This window comes from Corynebacterium tuberculostearicum (assembly GCF_032821615.1).
Classification (GTDB): domain Bacteria; phylum Actinomycetota; class Actinomycetes; order Mycobacteriales; family Mycobacteriaceae; genus Corynebacterium; species Corynebacterium tuberculostearicum_H.
On sequence record NZ_JAVBIF010000003.1, the window covers coordinates 99989 to 116315 of the forward strand.

Here is a 16327-nt window from a genome sequence, read left to right on the forward strand (position 1 = left end):
TCCAAACCGAAACTTTTAAGACGGGAGACCTATGAATAACGTCGTTTATATGCTTGCTGCAGAAGGAGGGGAGAACCCGGGATCGGGTAGCTTCTCCGTGCTTCTGCCCAAGAATTATGACATTTTCTGGTCTTTGCTGTGCTTCATTGTAATTCTCTTGTTGTTCTGGAAGCTTGTGCTTCCGAAGTACACCAAGATGCTGCAGGAGCGTGAAGACCGGATCGAGGGCGGCTTGAACCGCGCTAAGGCTCAGCAGGCCGAGGCTAAGGCTGCTCTGGAAAAGTACAATGCTCAGCTGGCCGATGCCCGTGCAGAGGCAGCCGAGATCCGCGAGCAGGCGCGTGAGCGCGGTAAGCAGATTGAGGCCGAGGCTAAGACCAACGCGGAAGAAGAGTCCCGCCGCATCGTCGCCAATGGCGAAAAGCAGCTGGAGGCTTCCCGCTCGCAGGTTGTTACTGAGCTGCGTTCCGAAATGGGCCAGAACTCCATCAACCTGGCGGAGAAGATTCTGGGCGGCGAGCTTTCCGACGCCTCTAAGAAGTCCTCCACCATTGATGGCTTCTTGTCCGAGCTCGACTCTGTGGCACCGGCCGGAAAGTAGGCAACTATGAAGGCAGCTAGCCGCGAAGCACTCGCAACCTCGCAAACCCGCTTGGATGAGATCCTGGGAGGCGACAACAATGTCGCCACCGCCGCGCAGGCGGGCCTGGATATCTTCGAGGTTGTCGATGTCTTGGATGCAGACCGCGAATTGCGCGTCGCATTCACCGATATCGCCGCCCCGAGCGAGGCACGCAAGTCCCTGGCTGAGACCCTGTTTGGCCCCAAGATTTCCGATGGCGCATTGCGCATCATCCAGGAAGCTGCGGCCGCACAGTGGTCCACCCCGAAGGACTTTGTCAAGGGCTTGGTATCCCTGGGCCGCCGCGCACTGCTGCGCGGAGCTGAGGCGCAGGGGCAGCTGGGCCAGGTAGAAGACGAGCTCTTCCGCCTGTCCCAGATCCTTGACCGTGAGGGCGAGCTCACCCAGCTGCTTTCCGACCGAACTGCTGATTCCGCCCGCAAGCGCGGATTGCTGGCAAACGTGCTCTACGGCAAGGTCACGATGTTTACTGAGGCCCTCGTGCTTCAGGCCATCTCCCGCCCAGAGCAGAACCCGATCGATGACGTAGCCGCACTGGCCGATACTGCAGCTGATCTGCAGGACCGCACCATTGCGCGCGTTACCGCAGCGGGTGAACTAAACGAAGGCCAGCAAGCAGTACTCGCTGAGAAGCTGGGCAAAATTTATGGTCGTGCGATGTCCATTCACTCTGAGGTTGACACCAGCCTCCTCGGTGGCATGCGCATCCGCGTCGGCGATGAAGTCATTGACGGTTCTACGGCAGGCAAAATTGCCCGCCTGCGTGCCCAGATGGCATAGCCGAAACGACAGAAACGATTTAAGTAAGTGCTGGAAGATACTACCGAGAGCAGGAAGAACATGGCGGAGCTGACGATCTCCTCCGACGAGATCCGTAGTGCGATTGCGAACTACACCTCGAGCTACTCCGCGGAGGCCTCCCGTGAGGAGGTCGGCGTGGTCATTTCGGCAGCTGACGGTATTGCGCAGGTTTCTGGCCTGCCGTCCGTTATGGCGAATGAGCTGCTCGAGTTCCCAGGCGGCGTGATTGGCGTCGCACAGAACCTTGACACTAACTCCATCGGTGTCGTGGTCTTGGGCAACTTCGAGTCCCTCAAGGAGGGCGACGAGGTTAAGAGGACCGGCGAGGTTCTCTCCATCCCAGTGGGCGAGGAATTCCTCGGCCGCGTAATTAACCCATTGGGTCAGCCGATCGACGGCATGGGCCCAATCAACGCTGAAGAGGAGCGCGTCCTCGAGCTGCAGGCACCGTCCGTGCTGCAGCGCCAGCCGGTTGAAGAGCCAATGCAGACCGGCATCAAGGCTATCGACGCAATGACCCCGATCGGCCGCGGCCAGCGTCAGCTGGTCATCGGTGACCGTAAGACCGGTAAGACCGCGGTCTGCATCGATACCATTTTGAACCAGAAGGCTAACTGGGAGTCCGGCGACAAGGATAAGCAGGTACGCTGCATCTACGTCGCTATCGGCCAGAAGGGCTCGACCATCGCTGGCGTGCGCCGCACCCTTGAGGAGCACGGCGCACTGGATTACACCACCATCGTGGCCGCACCGGCTTCCGATTCCGCCGGCTTCAAGTGGCTGGCACCGTTCTCCGGTGCAGCGCTGGGTCAGCACTGGATGTACCAGGGCAACCACGTCCTGGTTATCTACGATGACCTGACCAAGCAGGCTGAGGCCTACCGTGCCATTTCCTTGCTGCTGCGCCGTCCGCCGGGACGCGAGGCATACCCGGGCGATGTGTTCTACCTGCACTCCCGCCTGCTGGAGCGTGCTGCAAAGCTTTCCGACGACATGGGTGCTGGCTCCATGACCGCCCTGCCGATCATCGAGACCAAGGCAAACGACGTCGGCGCCTTCATTCCGACCAACGTCATTTCCATTACTGACGGCCAGGTCTTCCTGGAGTCCGACCTGTTCAACCAGGGCGTTCGTCCGGCTATTAACGTCGGTGTTTCCGTCTCCCGTGTCGGTGGCGCAGCACAGACCAAGGGCATGAAGAAGGTCGCCGGTAACCTGCGTCTGGACTTGGCGTCCTACCGTGATCTGCAGGCCTTCGCGGCATTCGCATCTGACCTGGATGCTGCTTCCAAGGCTCAGCTGGAGCGCGGTTCCCGTCTGGTTGAGCTGCTGAAGCAGTCCGAGTCCTCCCCGCAGCCGGTGGAGTACCAGATGGTATCCATCTACCTCGCCGAGGCTGGCATCTTCGACGTCGTTCCCGTTGAAGACGTCCGCCGCTTCGAGGACGAGGTACACGAGTACCTCAACGCCAACACCCCAGAGGTCTTTGAGCAGATTTCCGGCGGCAAGCCGCTGACCGATGAGTCCAAGGACGCATTGGTTGCGGCAGCTAAGGATTTCCAGCCGACCTTCCGTACCTCCGAGGGCCACAACTTGGGCTCTGAGGCACCGGTAGAGCCTTTGGATGAAAGCGACGTAAAGAACACCGAGCTCAACGTCTCCCGCAAGACGGCTAAGTAGAGTTCAGAACTCATAACTAACCGTCTAGATTAAAGAAGGGAGGAGAAACGATGGCTAATCTTCGCGAGCTACGTGACCGCATCCGGTCCGTCAATTCGACTAAGAAGATCACCAAGGCCCAGGAGCTCATTGCTACCTCGCGCATTACCAAGGCGCAGGCTAGGGTAGAGGCCTCACAGCCGTACGCGGCTGAGATGACCAGCATAATGAACAAGCTGGCTGCGGCTTCTACGTTGGAGCATGACATGCTGCGTGAGCGTGAAGACGGAAACGTCGCCGCCATCCTCGTGGTCACTTCTGACCGCGGTATGTGTGGCGGCTACAACAACAACGTCTTCAAGAAGGCCGCACAGCTGCAAGCTCTCCTGGAAAGCAAGGGCTACGAGGTAGTTCGCTACGTCACCGGCAACAAGGGCATCGGCCACTACAAGTTCCGTGAGGATGAGGTAGTTGGCAGCTGGGGCGGTTTCTCTCAGGATCCAACTTGGGAGACTACCCACGATGTGCGCCGTCACTTGATTGATGGCTTCATTGCTGGTTCTCACGGCACTACCAAGGACCGTGACGGCCTGCATTCGCAGGGTGAGGGCAAAGGTGTACGCGGCTTTGACCAGGTGCACGTTGTCTACACCGAGTTTGAATCCATGCTGACCCAGACCGCGCGTGCGCAGCAGCTGTTGCCGGTTGAGCCGGTTATTCAGGATGAGGAGTATCACCTCGGGGACTCCGCTTTGTCGGATTCCGAGTCGGCGGACGATATTGCCGCTGGATTCGAATTCGAGCCAGACGCAGATACGCTGATGGAAGCGCTGCTTCCGCAGTACGTCTCGCGTATCCTGTTTGCTATGTTCTTGGAAGCTTCTGCTTCCGAGTCCGCTGCACGCCGTACAGCTATGAAGTCTGCTACTGACAACGCAACCGAGATGGTCGAGGACCTCTCCCGCGTGGCTAACCAGGCCCGTCAGGCACAGATTACCCAGGAAATTTCAGAGATCGTCGGTGGCGCTGGCGCGCTATCTGACAGCGCAGAAAGTGACTAGATTATGACTACAGCTCTGCAAGAGCAGAATGCACAGTCTTCGGCAGTCGCCGGTCGTGTCGTGCGCGTCATCGGTCCGGTTGTGGACGTGGAGTTCCCACGTGAGGCACTGCCGGCCCTGTACAACGCACTGCACGTCGACATTAAGCTCGAAGCTGTTGCAAAGACCGTCACCCTCGAGGTCGCTCAGCACCTCGGTGACAACCTTGTCCGTACCGTGTCCATGGCACCGACCGACGGCCTCGTCCGCGGTGCCGAGGTCATCGACTCCGGAAAGCCAATTTCCGTGCCGGTCGGCGACGTCGTCAAGGGCCACGTCTTCAACGCCCTCGGTGACTGCCTCGACGAGCCGGGTCTCGGCCGCGATGGTGAGCAGTGGGGCATCCACCGCGAGCCGCCAGCGTTCGACCAGCTCGAGGGTAAGACCGAGATTCTGGAGACCGGCATTAAGGTCATTGACTTGCTGACCCCGTACGTTAAGGGCGGCAAGATTGGCCTCTTTGGCGGCGCAGGTGTGGGTAAGACCGTTCTCATTCAGGAGATGATTACCCGTATCGCCCGTGAGTTCTCCGGTACCTCCGTCTTCGCCGGCGTCGGCGAGCGCACCCGTGAGGGCACCGACCTCTTCCTGGAGATGGAAGAGATGGGCGTGCTGCAAGATACCGCACTTGTCTTCGGCCAGATGGATGAGCCGCCAGGAGTCCGTATGCGCGTGGCTCTGTCCGGCCTGACCATGGCGGAGTACTTCCGCGATGTGCAGAACCAGGACGTGCTGCTGTTCATCGACAACATCTTCCGTTTCACCCAGGCCGGCTCTGAGGTTTCGACCCTGCTGGGTCGTATGCCTTCCGCTGTGGGCTACCAGCCAACCCTGGCTGATGAGATGGGTGTTCTGCAGGAGCGCATTACTTCGACCAAGGGCCGTTCCATTACGTCCCTGCAGGCCGTTTACGTTCCTGCCGATGACTACACCGACCCGGCTCCGGCAACGACGTTCGCTCACCTGGACGCCACCACCGAGCTGGACCGTGCTATTGCTTCCAAGGGTATTTACCCAGCAGTGAACCCGCTGACCTCTACCTCTCGTATCCTCGAGCCGGGTATCGTTGGCGAGAAGCACTACGAGGTTGCACAGCGCGTCATCGGTATTCTGCAGAAGAACAAGGAACTCCAGGACATCATCGCCATCCTTGGTATGGACGAGCTGTCCGAGGAGGACAAGGTCACCGTTCAGCGTGCCCGCCGTATCGAGCGCTTCTTGGGCCAGAACTTCTTCGTCGCACAGAAGTTCACCGGCCTGCCGGGCTCCTACGTGCCGCTGTCTGAGACCATCGATGCCTTCGAGCGCATCTGCGATGGCGAGTTTGACCACTACCCAGAGCAGGCTTTCAACGGCTTGGGTGGCTTGGACGACGTCAAGGCTGCATACGAGAAGTTGAACGAGAAGTAGGGAGAGGCACATGGCTGACATCACCGCCGAATTGGTTTCCGTCGAGCGCCTGCTGTGGTCTGGACAGGCCTCCATGGTCACGGCTGAGACCACCGAGGGTGAGATCGGCGTGCTTCCCGGTCACGAGCCAATGATCGGTCAGCTGATCGATAATGGCGTGGTGACCATCCACCCAGTGGACGGCGAGCGCCGCGTCGCCGCCGTGCAGGGTGGTTTCCTCTCCGTTACCCAGGACAAGATTACCGTCCTCGCTGATTGGGCCATCTGGTCCAATGAGGTGGATGAGGAGAAGGCTCAGAAGGATTTCGCTTCTGAGCACGAGCTCACCAAGTCCCGTGGCGAGGCCGCACAGCGTGCAGTTCGCCGCGCCAAGGCTTAATACCTTGGATTGGTAGGAGAGGGCAGCAATAGCCGCCCTTCCTGCTCTCTTAAGGCGCATCGGTTTATAGCCGGTGCGCCTTCTTCGTTTTTTCTTTGTCTTTTCTTATTGGCGTGTAGGACCTTCAAGGCGCTACAATCCAAAGAATCAGTTTCTCCACAGAGCGAGGATGGCGTGAAAGGCCCATGAATTCAACGGTGGTTGCAGTGCTTCTGTGGGCCCTTGCAGTGGCCCTGCTGCTAGTTATTTTTCTGGCTGCGCTTCGCTTTTTCACCGTGCGATCGCGCGGTACTTCAGTCCTTCTGCGTCGAGTTCCAGCTAAGAATTCCCTTTCCTGGCGCCATGGTTCGTTGCGTTATGAAGGCGAATTTGTGGAGTATTTCAAGCTCCGTTCTGTCTCTCCGCGCTGCGATCTGCGCATTAACCGCCTCGACATCGAAGTAGTGAGCACCCGCCCGCTTGATGATGACGAGGCTTCTTTTATGTCCGCTGCCACCGAGGTCGTTCGCTTTCGGGCCAAGGGAAAAGAATATGAGCTGGCGTCCGACGCACACGGCATCATGGCCTTCGGGGCGTGGGTAGAGGCTGCTCCATCAAAGCGCCAGCAGCGCTTTGATTTCCGGGAATTGCGCGAGCGTGCTACCCGTCAATCCAAGCGATAACTTCACCCGCTAGGGTAGAGAACATGCGTTTAGTAATCGCCCGATGCTCAGTAGATTACGTGGGCCGCTTGGATGCCCACCTGCCGATGGCAGACCGCCTGCTCATCGTCAAAGCGGACGGTTCCGTGTCCGTGCATGCCGACGACCGCGCTTATAAGCCGCTTAACTGGATGACACCCCCGTGCACCCTGAAGGAGTCCGCAATCGAGGACCTCGACGGTGACGATACCGGGGAAATCCTGTGGCTGGTGGAAAACCCTAAGGGTGAGCAGTTGCGTATAACCATCGAGGAGATCCATGAAGAAATTTCCTATGACATGGGCGAGGATCCAGGCCTAGTCAAGGATGGCGTCGAAGCTCACTTACAAGAGCTCTTGGCGGACCAGATTGATACCTTGGGCGAGCGCTACACTTTAGTGCGCCGCGAATATCCCACGGCCATCGGTCCTGTGGATATTATGGCTAAGGATGAGAACAATAATAACGTCGCCATCGAGGTTAAGCGCCGCGGTGGCATTGATGGCGTAGAACAGTTGACTCGGTATCTAGAGCTGCTTAACCGCGATGAGCTTCTCGCCCCTGTGTCCGGTGTATTTGCGGCCCAGGAAATCAAGCCGCAAGCTCGTACCTTGGCTGAGGACCGCGGCATTCGGTGCGTCGTACTGGATTACCAAGAGCTGCGCGGGCTTGAGTCCAATGAATTGCGACTGTTCTAATGCCACGGCGAAATAGGCGTAAACCCGTAGAAGTTCGATCCCTGCCTAAGGACGGCTCAACCTTCCTGGGCTCGCAAACGGTCGAGGGACCATGCTGGACGCACGGCGAGCCCTACGTCATGCGGCATATTGGTTCTGCTCGCGCTCAGAAGTACTACTTGTGCCCTGGCTGTAACCAAAACATTCCGCCCGGGGTAGCGCACATCGTCGCCTGGCCGCGGGACGTGGGCCGCCAGGGCGACGATCGCAGGCATTGGCACCGCCACTGCTGGGAGCGTAGGTAGACTAGCGGGCATGATTGTTGCATTTTCTGTAGCCCCTGCGGTGGTCAATAATGACTCCCAAGAAATGGCCGATGCCGTGTCCGAGGCTGTGCGCGTGGTCCGCGAATCCGGCCTGCCCAACGAGACTAATGCCATGTTCACCTTGCTAGAAGGCGAATGGGACGAGGTTTTTGACACGATTAAAAAGGCCACCGACGCAGTGCGTGCGGTTTCTCCACGCACTTCTTTGGTGGTCAAGGCCGATATTCGCGAAGGCGTAACTAATCAGCTAACGGACAAAGTAGATGCGGTTAACCGCCGCCTTGCAAAGGAGGACTAGATGACTTCACCAAATAATGCTTATGTAGGAGGAGCGCTCGACCTCAGCCAGGTCAAGGCGCGAGCCGAGGCTCGGCAAAAGGCACAGGAATCGCCGCAGACAAGTGTCGGCGGCGTCCAGCCCTTCTTCACGGTGACCGAGGCCAACTTCGATCAAGATGTGGTTCGCCGGTCTACGGAAGTTCCCGTCGTGGTCCTCATCGGTACTGCTCGCTCTACCCAGTCGGAGCAGTTGAAGACTGACCTTGCGGATATGGCCGCGCAAGGAAACTTGAGCTTCTTGGTTGCTTACGTGGATGCGGATGCTACTCCGCAGGTTGCGCAGGCCTTTGGTGTTAAGAATCTGCCGACAGTCGTGGCCTTGGGCGCTGGGCAGCCACTAACGAACTTTGAGGGTGCGCAACCCAAAGACGCCCTAAAGCAATGGGTAGATACCCTGGTGCAAAATGTTGGACCACAGCTGAAGGGCCTGCAAAGCAATGAGGCATCGGAACAGCCACAAGAGGAAGAAGAGGATCCGCGTCTCCAGGAAGCAGAAAGCTTTTTGAACGCCGGTGACTTTGATGGCGCTCTCAACGTCTACAACTCCATCTTGGAATCCGAGCCCGATAATGTGCAGATCAAACAGGCGCGCGACACCACAGTCTTGCTCCAGCGCCTCGATCCTGCCAACCAGACCGAGGACCCGATTGCGGCCGCGGAAGGGGATAAAGGGGACGTCGATAAGCAAATGCGAGCTGCCGACGCCGAAGTGGTTGCCGGCGCCCCAGAAAAGGCCTTTGATCGCCTCATCGAGACGATGAAGACAACGGCAGGCGATGAGAAAGCACGCGTTCGCGAGCGCTTGCTGGAGCTCTTCGGGCTCTTTGAGGGCAATGACCCGCGCGTGATGGAAGCTCGCACCAAGCTGGCAAGTGCCTTGTACTAGCTCGGGTAGTATAAAAGCATGACATCAGTGCTTTTCCTGTGCAATACAAATCGCGGCAAGTCGCAGATGGCTGCGGCGCTAGCCGCCAAGCATGCGCCTGACTGGGATATTTACTCGGCCGGGGTGCAAACTACCCCGGAGCATACCCAGCAGGGCATCAATCAAGAAGCCAAAGCTTCCCTCGCGAAGGTGGGAGCAGAAATGACAGGTACCCCTGCTCTAGTGGATCCCCACCTGGCTGCCGCTGTCGACCACGTCATCGTAGTAGGTGATGCGAAATATGAGGGGCCAGCGCAGCGGTGGGACATCAAGGATCCTTCACTGCGTGGTTTGGAGGGCGAAGAGCGCATGGATGCCCTTCGCGATGACATCGAAGCGCGCGTGGTGGAGTTCCTACGCGCGCAGCGATAGGCGTTTTATTTCTCCAGTACGTACCACTGCACCGAGTTAGCCGGTAGGTGAAGCGTGGCGGAGTTCTCCGCCACGTGAATGTGCTGGGGAAGTGGGTTCCCAGCGCCTTCGTAGACGGCGTCATCGGTGTTGAGTACCATCTGCCATTCGCCGTCCTGTGGAACCCAGAGGCCATAGTTGGGGATGGAAGAGCCAGAAAGGTTGCACACGGCGAGTAGAGCGGAGCCGTCCGCACCGTAGCGGACGTAACCCAGCACGTTATTCGTCGAGTCATCGGCCTTGACCCATTGGAAGCCGTCTTGGCTGAAATCCTGGCTCCACAAAGCTGGGGTATCGCGGTAGATGAGGTTGATATCGCGTACGAGGCGCTTAATGCCCTGGTGCCATTCATTGCCCCAACCATCGAGATTGCCCCAATCCACGGAATGCTCCTCGGACCACTCGGTGGTTTGGCCAAATTCCTGGCCCATGAAGAGCAGATTTTTGCCGGGGTGGGAGAACATGTAGCCATAGAGGGTGCGGAGTCCGGCGGCTTTATTCCAGTCGTCGCCAGGCATGCGCTGCCACAGCGAGCCTTTGCCATGGACTACTTCGTCGTGGCTAAACGGCAACACGTAGCGCTCAGAATAGGCATAGACCATGGAGAAGGTGAGCTCGCCATGGTGATAAGAGCGGTGGATGGGTTCGTGCTTGAAGTACTCCAAGGTGTCATTCATCCAGCCCATATTCCATTTCAGGGAAAAGCCTAGGCCGTTTTCAGAGGTGGGGGCGGTAACTCCCGGCCAGGAAGTGGATTCCTCGGCAATGGTGAGTACGCCTGGATGCGTGCGGTTGAGGGTGGCGTTGGTTTCCTGCAGGAATTGCACGGCCTCAAGGTTCTCGCGGCCGCCATATTGGTTGGGCAGCCACTCATCGCGGGAATAGTCCAGGTAGAGCATGGAAGCCACGGCGTCTACGCGCAGACCGTCGATGTGGAATTCTTCGGCCCAGTAGAGGGCGTTGGCCACGAGGAAATTGCGGACCTCGTTGCGGCCGAAGTCAAAGACATAGGTGCCCCAATCGGCCTGCTCGCCGCGGCGGGGATCGGGGTGCTCGTAGAGAGCCTGGCCGTCAAAGCGACCAAGGGCCCAATCATCCTTGGGGAAGTGGGCTGGCACCCAGTCTACGATGACGCCGATGCCATTCTCGTGCAGGGCATTGACCAGCTCTCGGAATTCATCCGGCGAGCCCCAACGCGCAGACGGCGAGTAGTAGCCAGAGACTTGGTATCCCCAGGATCCGCCGAAGGGGTGCTCGGCCACGGGCAAGAGCTCGGCGTGGGTGAAACCGTGCTCCTTGAGATAAGGGATGAGCTCCTCGCGAAGGCGGTTATAATTCGCCCCGACCTTCCACGAGCCGACGTGGACCTCATAGATGCTCATCGGGACATCGAGGTTTCCGGTGCGCTTGTCCATCCAGGCGGAATCGGACCAGGCGAAGCTGGTGGAATCCACGATGGAGTCCGTCTCCGGCGGGCAGGCGGTGCGCTTGGCTAGGGGATCGGCCTTGTCCTTGCGGCCCTCGTGGCTAAAGATAGCAAACTTATAGTGCTCGCCAGCACCGATACCGGGAACAAAGACCTCCCAGACGCCGGTAGAGCCGAGCGAACGCATCGGATATTGGGTGGGGTTCCAGCCACAGAAATCGCCCACGACGGCAACTCCCTGGGCATTGGGAGCCCACACGGCAAAGGAGACGCCGGACACGGTACCCATCTCGGTGTCATAAGAACGCAGGTTGGCGCCGAGAACGTTCCAGAGGCGCTCGTGGCGGCCTTCCCCAATCAGGTGCAGATCTAGCGAGCCGACGGTGGGAAGGAAGTGGTATCCATCGGCCACGGTGCGGGTAGGGGCCTCGGGGTAGGTGATCTCTAGGCGGTAATCGCAGTTATCGCCAATTTCCGCCTCCCAGATGTCATCGCCCACCGAATCCATGGAGAGGGTTTGCGTGGGGGTGTGCAGCTGGACCGCGGTAGCACCCGGTTGGCGGGTACGGATAGTACCTTCGTGCCAACCGTAGAAACCGTGCGGGTCATGGTGGCGGCAGTCATTGAGGCGAGCGAGGTCAGCGGCCGGGATAGTCATACAATCAGAGTACCTAGTTCGAGTGCGGTCCGGTGGGCGAATGTTTACGGGCGATAGTCGCTAACTACGCGCCAGGTGAGCTGTTCCTGGAGGTCGTGGTCGGCAGGGGGAAGGACGAAGACATGGGCGACGTCGCGAAGCGGCTCTAAGCGCACAAAGTTGCGCTCGGACCAGCGGTAGGCAGAGCCGGTAATCGTGTCTTGGACGGTATAGGACTCGCCGGGGTGGCGGCCGATAGCCTGCATATCTACCGTGACGGTGGCTTCTTGTGCATTGCGCGGATCCAGGTTGACCACAATGAGGACTACGTTGCCGGAGGCTGGATCCGCCTTCGAATAGGCAATGATGGCTTCATTGTCGGTGTCATGGAACCGCAGGGTGCGCAGTTGCTGCAAAGCGGGATTATCGCGGCGGATCTGGTTAAGCAGCCGGATATAGGACTCAAGGGAATCTCCTGACGCAGCCGCCGCCGCAAAATCGCGCGGGCGCAGTTCGTACTTCTCAGAGTCGAGATATTCCTCAGAACCTGGGGCTACCGGGGTGTGCTCGTAGAGTTCAAAGCCGGAGTACACGCCCCATAGAGGCGACATGGTCGCGGCTAGGACAGCGCGAATGGCGAACATGGCACGACCACCGGTCTGCAGGGACTCGTGCAGGATATCCGGGGTATTAACAAAGAGGTTGGGGCGGCAGATATCTGCCTGGTCGACGTGCATCTGGCCAAACTGGGTGAGCTCATGTTTAGAGGTCTGCCAGGTGAAGTAGGTATAGGACTGGGAAAAGCCCGCCTTCGCTAGACCGAAGAGGCGAGGCGCGCGGGTAAAGGCCTCCGCCAAGAAGATGACATCCGGATGGGTGGCGTGCACGCGGGTAATTAGCCAATCCCAAAAGTTTGCCGGCTTGGTGTGCGGGTTATCCACGCGGAATGTACTTACACCGGCTTCCACCCAAATCATCAAGGTTTCATAGATTTCGTGGTAGATGGCATCAGGAGCGTTATCGAAGTTAAGCGGATAAATATCCTGATACTTCTTCGGCGGGTTCTCAGCGTAGGCGATGGTGCCATCTGGAAGGACGGTGAAAAATTCTGGGTGGCTCTTCGCCCACGGATGATCGGGCGATGCCTGAAGCGCGAAATCAAGCGCTACCTCCAGGCCGAGTTCTTGGGCGCGGGAGACGAGCTTTTGGAAATCCTCCATCGTGCCCAAATCCGGATGGGTGGTGGAGTGGTCCTGGATGGCCCAGGGGCTTCCCACATCGCCGGGCTCGGCCACGACCGAGTTATTCTTTCCCTTGCGGTGCGCCTTGCCGATGGGATGGATAGGCGGAAAGTACACTGTATCGAAGCCCATATCGGCCACCCGCTCCAGTGCCTTGGCAGTGGTTTCGAACGTGCCGTGGACTGGATTTCCCTCTTCATCCCAGCCTCCCGTGGAGCGGGGAAAAAGCTCGTACCACGAGTTATAGAGTGCGGCCGGGCGCTCTACATATACCTCGTGGATTGCTCCCTCCACCAGTAGGTCGCGCAGGGGATGCGAATGCAGGATGCCTGCGACTTCTTCCGAGAGCGCTACCTGCACGCGCTTATCGACGTCCAAGGACTCATCCTCCAAGTCCCGAGCGGCCGCAAAGAGCGGTTCCACCACATCCGACGGGGTTTGCAGAGCCGCGCGAGAAAACAACTCTGCGCCATGCTGCAGGTCATTGGCCAGCTCAGCAGCGGATTGCCCAGCCGCCATCTTCTTGGCTACCGCGTTCTTCCACGTGGCGATGGGATCGGACCAGGCATCGACGCGGAAGTACCAGGTGCCTTGGGTGCCCGGGGTAAATACGCCGTGTACGCGATCCTGGTCATCGGGATCAACCTGCATGGTGACCGAGGAGGTAGCCGTGGTCCGTGCCGCCCACGCAGACAGAGTTGCCGAGACCGCGTCGTGGCCCTCGCGCCAGACGAGGGCGGTGACAGGAATTACCTCGCCAACAACTGCTTTGGAGGCTACAGAACCGGCGGAGATAAGCGGGCGGACATCGTCAATACCAAGGCGAGTAGTCATGCTTATAAGACTAATGCAGCTGTGTCAATTTCACCGGGCAAAGAACAAATCAGTCACAATGGAAGGCGTGAACGACGTAACTCCCACTGATCAAGATTGGCTCGTAGATTTTCGCGGCGTCGAGCTGCGCCGCGGCGGCAAGACCCTCGTCGGGCCCGTGGACTGGCAAGTAGAGCTCGATGAGCGCTGGGTCATTATTGGCCCCAATGGCGCGGGCAAGACCTCGCTGGTGCGCATGGCTGCGGCCGAAGAGTTCCCCTCGAAAGGCACCGCCTTTTTGATGGGGGAGCAAATCGGCAAAACCGACATGCGCGATCTGCGTGCGCTTATAGGCATCTCTTCCGCGGCGGTGCAATCGCGCATCCCGGATACTGAGCGAGTAGACGATCTCGTCGTCTCCGCAGGTTACGCTGTGCTGGGCCGCTGGCGGGAAGAATACCAGGACATGGATTTCTCCCGCGCGGATGACATCTTGGCCCAAGTTGGGGCCACCCACCTCAAAGAGCGCACCTGGGGAACCCTGTCTGAGGGAGAAAAGAAGCGCGTCGTCCTCGCTCGCGCGCTCATGTCTAACCCGGAGTTGCTCATCCTCGATGAGCCGTCCGCGGGAATGGACCTGGGAGGCCGCGAAGACCTCGTGGGATATCTTGGCAATCTAGCTATGGACCCCGATGCCCCAGCGATTGTCATGATCACCCACCACGTGGAGGAGATCCCCTATGGCTTCACCCACGCCATGCTGTTGGATGAGGGTAAAGTTGTGGCAAAAGGACTGATTAATTCCGTCCTCACCTCCGAAAATTTGACTCGCGCTTTCCACCAGCCCATTCAGGTGGACCGCATTGGACAGCGATACTTCGCCCGCCGAGCTTCTCTATGACCAATCCTTTTCATGACCGTCTCGATGCCATTGACGCCAGCGATACCACCGGCTTCCACGGTGGGCGCCTGGCGGCAACCGTCCTGCTTCTGCGGGACGGCGCTGATGGTCTTGAAGTGTGGGTACAAGAGCGCGTCCACACCATGCACAACTACCCGGGGCATTCAGTATTTCCGGGCGGCGGTGTAGACCCACGTGACTTTCCGCCGCGTTCCTGGGACTCGGGCGAGCTGTGGGCCGGAAAGTCTGTCATCTCCTTGGCGCGCCGGATGGGGGTGACCAAGTACAAGGCCCACGCCCTTGTTTTCGCCGCTGCCCGCGAGCTCTTCGAGGAGGCCGGCACCCTTTTCGCCATCCGCGAGGACGGCATTGTCTCCAATGCGCGGCGCTATCACAAGGAGCGAAAACTCCTCGAAAACCACACCATTTCCTTTACCGAATTCCTCAGCAATAACGGAATGCGCGTCGACGCCGATATGCTCCTTCCTTGGGCGCGCTGGGTAGGAAAGGGGAAAAGCCATTGGTTCGACACTTTCTTCTTCGTTGGGGTGTTGCCCTCCGGCCAGGAACCCGATGGGGATACCGATGAAGCAGATGATGCCGGATGGTTCTCCCCGCAGCTCATCCTGGACGGCTGGCGCGCCGGGCTGGTGCGCCTTGTCATCCCCACGTGGGCACAGATGCAAAGGCTGAGCAAGTATTCCTCCGTACAAGAGGTCCTAGAGGACGCGTCCTTTTCGGACCTGCGCCCCGTCATTGGGGATCCACGCGAAGATCCCCGTTACCGCGAATTCTTTTCCACCACCCCTGTAGACCGAATATGAGTTATACCCCCGCAGAAGTCGACTTCCTTGCCGAGCATCAAGAGGAAATAGCACACCTCGACCTCACCTTAACCAAGGCTTCTCGGCTCAAAGACGCCGAAATCCTCAAAGCTAAGTTCGGTGAGTATGGCCGTGCGGTCATGGAGCTGGTAACCGCCCGCAGTTCCGGCAAGCTCCCGCACGATTGGCTTATGGACGCAGACTCTGCCCAGCAAGCAACCCCCATCGAAGTGGCGGCGTATCGGACGAAATTCCTCGCCGAGCAGGGCGTGCGCAGCGTCCACGACGTCACCTGTTCCATCGGCACCGAAGGCTATAATTCTCCGCTCGACTATTTTGGCTCAGACCTGGATGAATCACGGGTAAGAATGGCCAGGCATAACCTTTCTTCCGCCAAGATTTTCCGCGCGGATGCGCTGACGACTACTACCACTGCCGATGTTCTCCTTGCAGACCCGGCCCGCCGCGCCGGTGGCAGGCGAATCACGCGGCCGGAGGATTTGGTGCCACCGCTCCCGGAGGTCGTCGATAAGCATCGCGACAAGGAACTGGCCATCAAGTGCGCGCCTGGCCTTGATTTTAGCGAGTGGGACGGCCTCGTTACCGTCGCGAGTGTCGATGGCGGGGTAAAAGAAGCCTGCCTTTATACCCCAGGCCTTGGCAGCGGCCGAAGGGCAGTGGTGATTCGCGGAGGCAAGCTAGATGTCCTCGATGACCACGCAGACAACCTACCCGATGCTGGAGACATTGGCAGTTACCTTATCGATCCGGATGGGGCCATCGTTCGAGCGGGATTGGTCCAGCACTACGCGGCCAGGGAAGGGCTGCATCAAATCGATCCGCGCATTGCGTACCTGACAGGAGAGAGGATTCCGGAGGGGACTTCGGGATTTCCATTCATAGAAAAAGTACCCCTAAAGAGATTAAAATCCGTACTTAAATCCTATGACGCAGGAAGCTTAGAAATCCTTGTACGCGGGGTAGAAGTGGACCCTGACCAGCTGCGGAAGAAGATGAAGCTGAAGGGCAAGAAACCATTTGCGGTCATCATTACGCGAATTGGCTCACAGGGAATCGCCTTGCTGTGTCAACCCCGAGTATCATCGTCCGAGGATAATTACGCAACATAAATATA

General features: G+C 58.7%; 17 protein-coding genes. 15 read left to right on the forward strand and 2 right to left on the reverse strand.

Annotated features, from left to right (window positions below; translation table 11 throughout):
• Positions 1 to 31: 31 nt before the first annotated feature.
• The 12 genes from RAE09_RS04235 to RAE09_RS04290 all read left to right on the forward strand — a co-directional run bounded on the left by RAE09_RS04235 (position 32) and on the right by RAE09_RS04290 (position 9311).
• A complete protein-coding gene (locus tag RAE09_RS04235; protein WP_005327643.1) occupies positions 32 to 601 on the forward strand; it encodes a F0F1 ATP synthase subunit B in 570 nt (189 codons plus the stop codon).
• A 6-nt stretch (positions 602 to 607) separates the two neighbouring features.
• Entirely contained in the window at positions 608 to 1423 is an 816-nt protein-coding gene (locus RAE09_RS04240) for a F0F1 ATP synthase subunit delta (RefSeq protein WP_200435193.1), read from the forward strand.
• 60 nt (positions 1424 to 1483) lie between these two features.
• Positions 1484 to 3124 (forward strand): F0F1 ATP synthase subunit alpha, encoded by a 1641-nt coding sequence (atpA, locus tag RAE09_RS04245; RefSeq protein ID WP_023021750.1) that lies wholly within the window; start codon positions 1484 to 1486, stop codon positions 3122 to 3124.
• Positions 3125 to 3174: 50 nt separating this feature from the next.
• On the forward strand, positions 3175 to 4164 hold the full coding sequence (locus tag RAE09_RS04250; protein WP_316981053.1) for a F0F1 ATP synthase subunit gamma: 990 nt from the start codon (positions 3175 to 3177) through the stop codon (positions 4162 to 4164).
• A 3-nt stretch (positions 4165 to 4167) separates the two neighbouring features.
• Entirely contained in the window at positions 4168 to 5613 is a 1446-nt protein-coding gene (gene atpD, locus RAE09_RS04255) for a F0F1 ATP synthase subunit beta (protein WP_005323378.1), read from the forward strand.
• Between the two features lie 10 nt (positions 5614 to 5623).
• Entirely contained in the window at positions 5624 to 5992 is a 369-nt protein-coding gene (locus RAE09_RS04260; RefSeq protein ID WP_005323377.1) for a F0F1 ATP synthase subunit epsilon, read from the forward strand.
• Between the two features lie 185 nt (positions 5993 to 6177).
• Positions 6178 to 6654: a DUF2550 domain-containing protein gene (locus RAE09_RS04265; protein ID WP_005323376.1), complete on the forward strand. Its 477-nt coding sequence runs from the start codon at positions 6178 to 6180 to the stop codon at positions 6652 to 6654.
• Between the two features lie 23 nt (positions 6655 to 6677).
• Positions 6678 to 7370, forward strand: a complete 693-nt coding sequence (nucS, locus tag RAE09_RS04270; protein WP_040425035.1) for an endonuclease NucS — start codon at positions 6678 to 6680, stop codon at positions 7368 to 7370.
• Positions 7370 to 7654 carry a hypothetical protein gene (locus tag RAE09_RS04275; RefSeq protein ID WP_083798067.1) on the forward strand — a complete coding sequence of 95 codons (285 nt, stop codon included), beginning with the start codon at positions 7370 to 7372 and terminating at the stop codon, positions 7652 to 7654. The genes nucS and RAE09_RS04275 overlap by 1 nt, the downstream gene beginning before the upstream one ends.
• Positions 7655 to 7664: 10 nt before the next feature.
• The gene (locus RAE09_RS04280) at positions 7665 to 7973 is read left to right on the forward strand and encodes a thiamine-binding protein (RefSeq protein ID WP_005323373.1); all 309 of its coding nucleotides are present in this window, start codon (positions 7665 to 7667) and stop codon (positions 7971 to 7973) included.
• A complete protein-coding gene (locus RAE09_RS04285) occupies positions 7974 to 8900 on the forward strand; it encodes a tetratricopeptide repeat protein (protein WP_316981054.1) in 927 nt (308 codons plus the stop codon).
• Between the two features lie 18 nt (positions 8901 to 8918).
• Positions 8919 to 9311 (forward strand): arsenate reductase/protein-tyrosine-phosphatase family protein, encoded by a 393-nt coding sequence (locus tag RAE09_RS04290; protein WP_316981055.1) that lies wholly within the window; start codon positions 8919 to 8921, stop codon positions 9309 to 9311.
• Positions 9312 to 9316: 5 nt separating this feature from the next.
• Here RAE09_RS04290 and glgB read toward each other — a convergent pair whose 3' ends face one another.
• Positions 9317 to 11434 carry a 1,4-alpha-glucan branching protein GlgB gene (gene glgB / locus RAE09_RS04295; RefSeq protein WP_316981056.1) on the reverse strand — a complete coding sequence of 706 codons (2118 nt, stop codon included), beginning with the start codon at positions 11432 to 11434 and terminating at the stop codon, positions 9317 to 9319.
• Positions 11435 to 11478: 44 nt separating this feature from the next.
• Positions 11479 to 13488, reverse strand: coding sequence for a maltotransferase domain-containing protein (locus tag RAE09_RS04300; RefSeq protein ID WP_316981057.1), 2010 nt, complete (start codon positions 13486 to 13488; stop codon positions 11479 to 11481).
• A gap of 58 nt (positions 13489 to 13546) precedes the next feature.
• Between RAE09_RS04300 and RAE09_RS04305 the strand changes: the two genes are divergently transcribed.
• The 3 genes from RAE09_RS04305 to RAE09_RS04315 are packed head-to-tail and all read left to right on the forward strand — an operon-like array spanning position 13547 to position 16322.
• Positions 13547 to 14368: an ABC transporter ATP-binding protein gene (locus RAE09_RS04305; RefSeq protein ID WP_005327654.1), complete on the forward strand. Its 822-nt coding sequence runs from the start codon at positions 13547 to 13549 to the stop codon at positions 14366 to 14368.
• On the forward strand, positions 14365 to 15192 hold the full coding sequence (locus RAE09_RS04310; protein ID WP_316981058.1) for an NUDIX hydrolase: 828 nt from the start codon (positions 14365 to 14367) through the stop codon (positions 15190 to 15192). Before RAE09_RS04305 ends, RAE09_RS04310 begins: the two co-directional genes overlap by 4 nt.
• Positions 15189 to 16322 carry a THUMP-like domain-containing protein gene (locus RAE09_RS04315; RefSeq protein ID WP_316981059.1) on the forward strand — a complete coding sequence of 378 codons (1134 nt, stop codon included), beginning with the start codon at positions 15189 to 15191 and terminating at the stop codon, positions 16320 to 16322. Before RAE09_RS04310 ends, RAE09_RS04315 begins: the two co-directional genes overlap by 4 nt.
• Positions 16323 to 16327: the final 5 nt, after the last annotated feature.

Excerpts from the sequence above, each read along its gene's own strand:
- RAE09_RS04275 (WP_083798067.1), top strand. The coding sequence starts at position 7,370 with ATGCCACGGCGAAATAGGCGTAAACCCGTAGAAGTTCGATCCCTGCCT.
- RAE09_RS04235 (WP_005327643.1), top strand. The coding sequence starts at position 32 with ATGAATAACGTCGTTTATATGCTTGCTGCAGAAGGAGGGGAGAACCCG.
- RAE09_RS04290 (WP_316981055.1), top strand. The coding sequence starts at position 8,919 with ATGACATCAGTGCTTTTCCTGTGCAATACAAATCGCGGCAAGTCGCAG.
- RAE09_RS04300 (WP_316981057.1), bottom strand. The coding sequence starts at position 13,488 with ATGACTACTCGCCTTGGTATTGACGATGTCCGCCCGCTTATCTCCGCC.
- RAE09_RS04285 (WP_316981054.1), top strand. The coding sequence starts at position 7,974 with ATGACTTCACCAAATAATGCTTATGTAGGAGGAGCGCTCGACCTCAGC.
- RAE09_RS04260 (WP_005323377.1), top strand. The coding sequence starts at position 5,624 with ATGGCTGACATCACCGCCGAATTGGTTTCCGTCGAGCGCCTGCTGTGG.
- RAE09_RS04315 (WP_316981059.1), top strand. The coding sequence starts at position 15,189 with ATGAGTTATACCCCCGCAGAAGTCGACTTCCTTGCCGAGCATCAAGAG.
- RAE09_RS04305 (WP_005327654.1), top strand. The coding sequence starts at position 13,547 with ATGGAAGGCGTGAACGACGTAACTCCCACTGATCAAGATTGGCTCGTA.
- RAE09_RS04265 (WP_005323376.1), top strand. The coding sequence starts at position 6,178 with ATGAATTCAACGGTGGTTGCAGTGCTTCTGTGGGCCCTTGCAGTGGCC.
- RAE09_RS04310 (WP_316981058.1), top strand. The coding sequence starts at position 14,365 with ATGACCAATCCTTTTCATGACCGTCTCGATGCCATTGACGCCAGCGAT.
- nucS (WP_040425035.1), top strand. The coding sequence starts at position 6,678 with ATGCGTTTAGTAATCGCCCGATGCTCAGTAGATTACGTGGGCCGCTTG.
- atpA (WP_023021750.1), top strand. The coding sequence starts at position 1,484 with ATGGCGGAGCTGACGATCTCCTCCGACGAGATCCGTAGTGCGATTGCG.
- atpD (WP_005323378.1), top strand. The coding sequence starts at position 4,168 with ATGACTACAGCTCTGCAAGAGCAGAATGCACAGTCTTCGGCAGTCGCC.
- RAE09_RS04240 (WP_200435193.1), top strand. The coding sequence starts at position 608 with ATGAAGGCAGCTAGCCGCGAAGCACTCGCAACCTCGCAAACCCGCTTG.
- glgB (WP_316981056.1), bottom strand. The coding sequence starts at position 11,434 with ATGACTATCCCGGCCGCTGACCTCGCTCGCCTCAATGACTGCCGCCAC.
- RAE09_RS04250 (WP_316981053.1), top strand. The coding sequence starts at position 3,175 with ATGGCTAATCTTCGCGAGCTACGTGACCGCATCCGGTCCGTCAATTCG.
- RAE09_RS04280 (WP_005323373.1), top strand. The coding sequence starts at position 7,665 with ATGATTGTTGCATTTTCTGTAGCCCCTGCGGTGGTCAATAATGACTCC.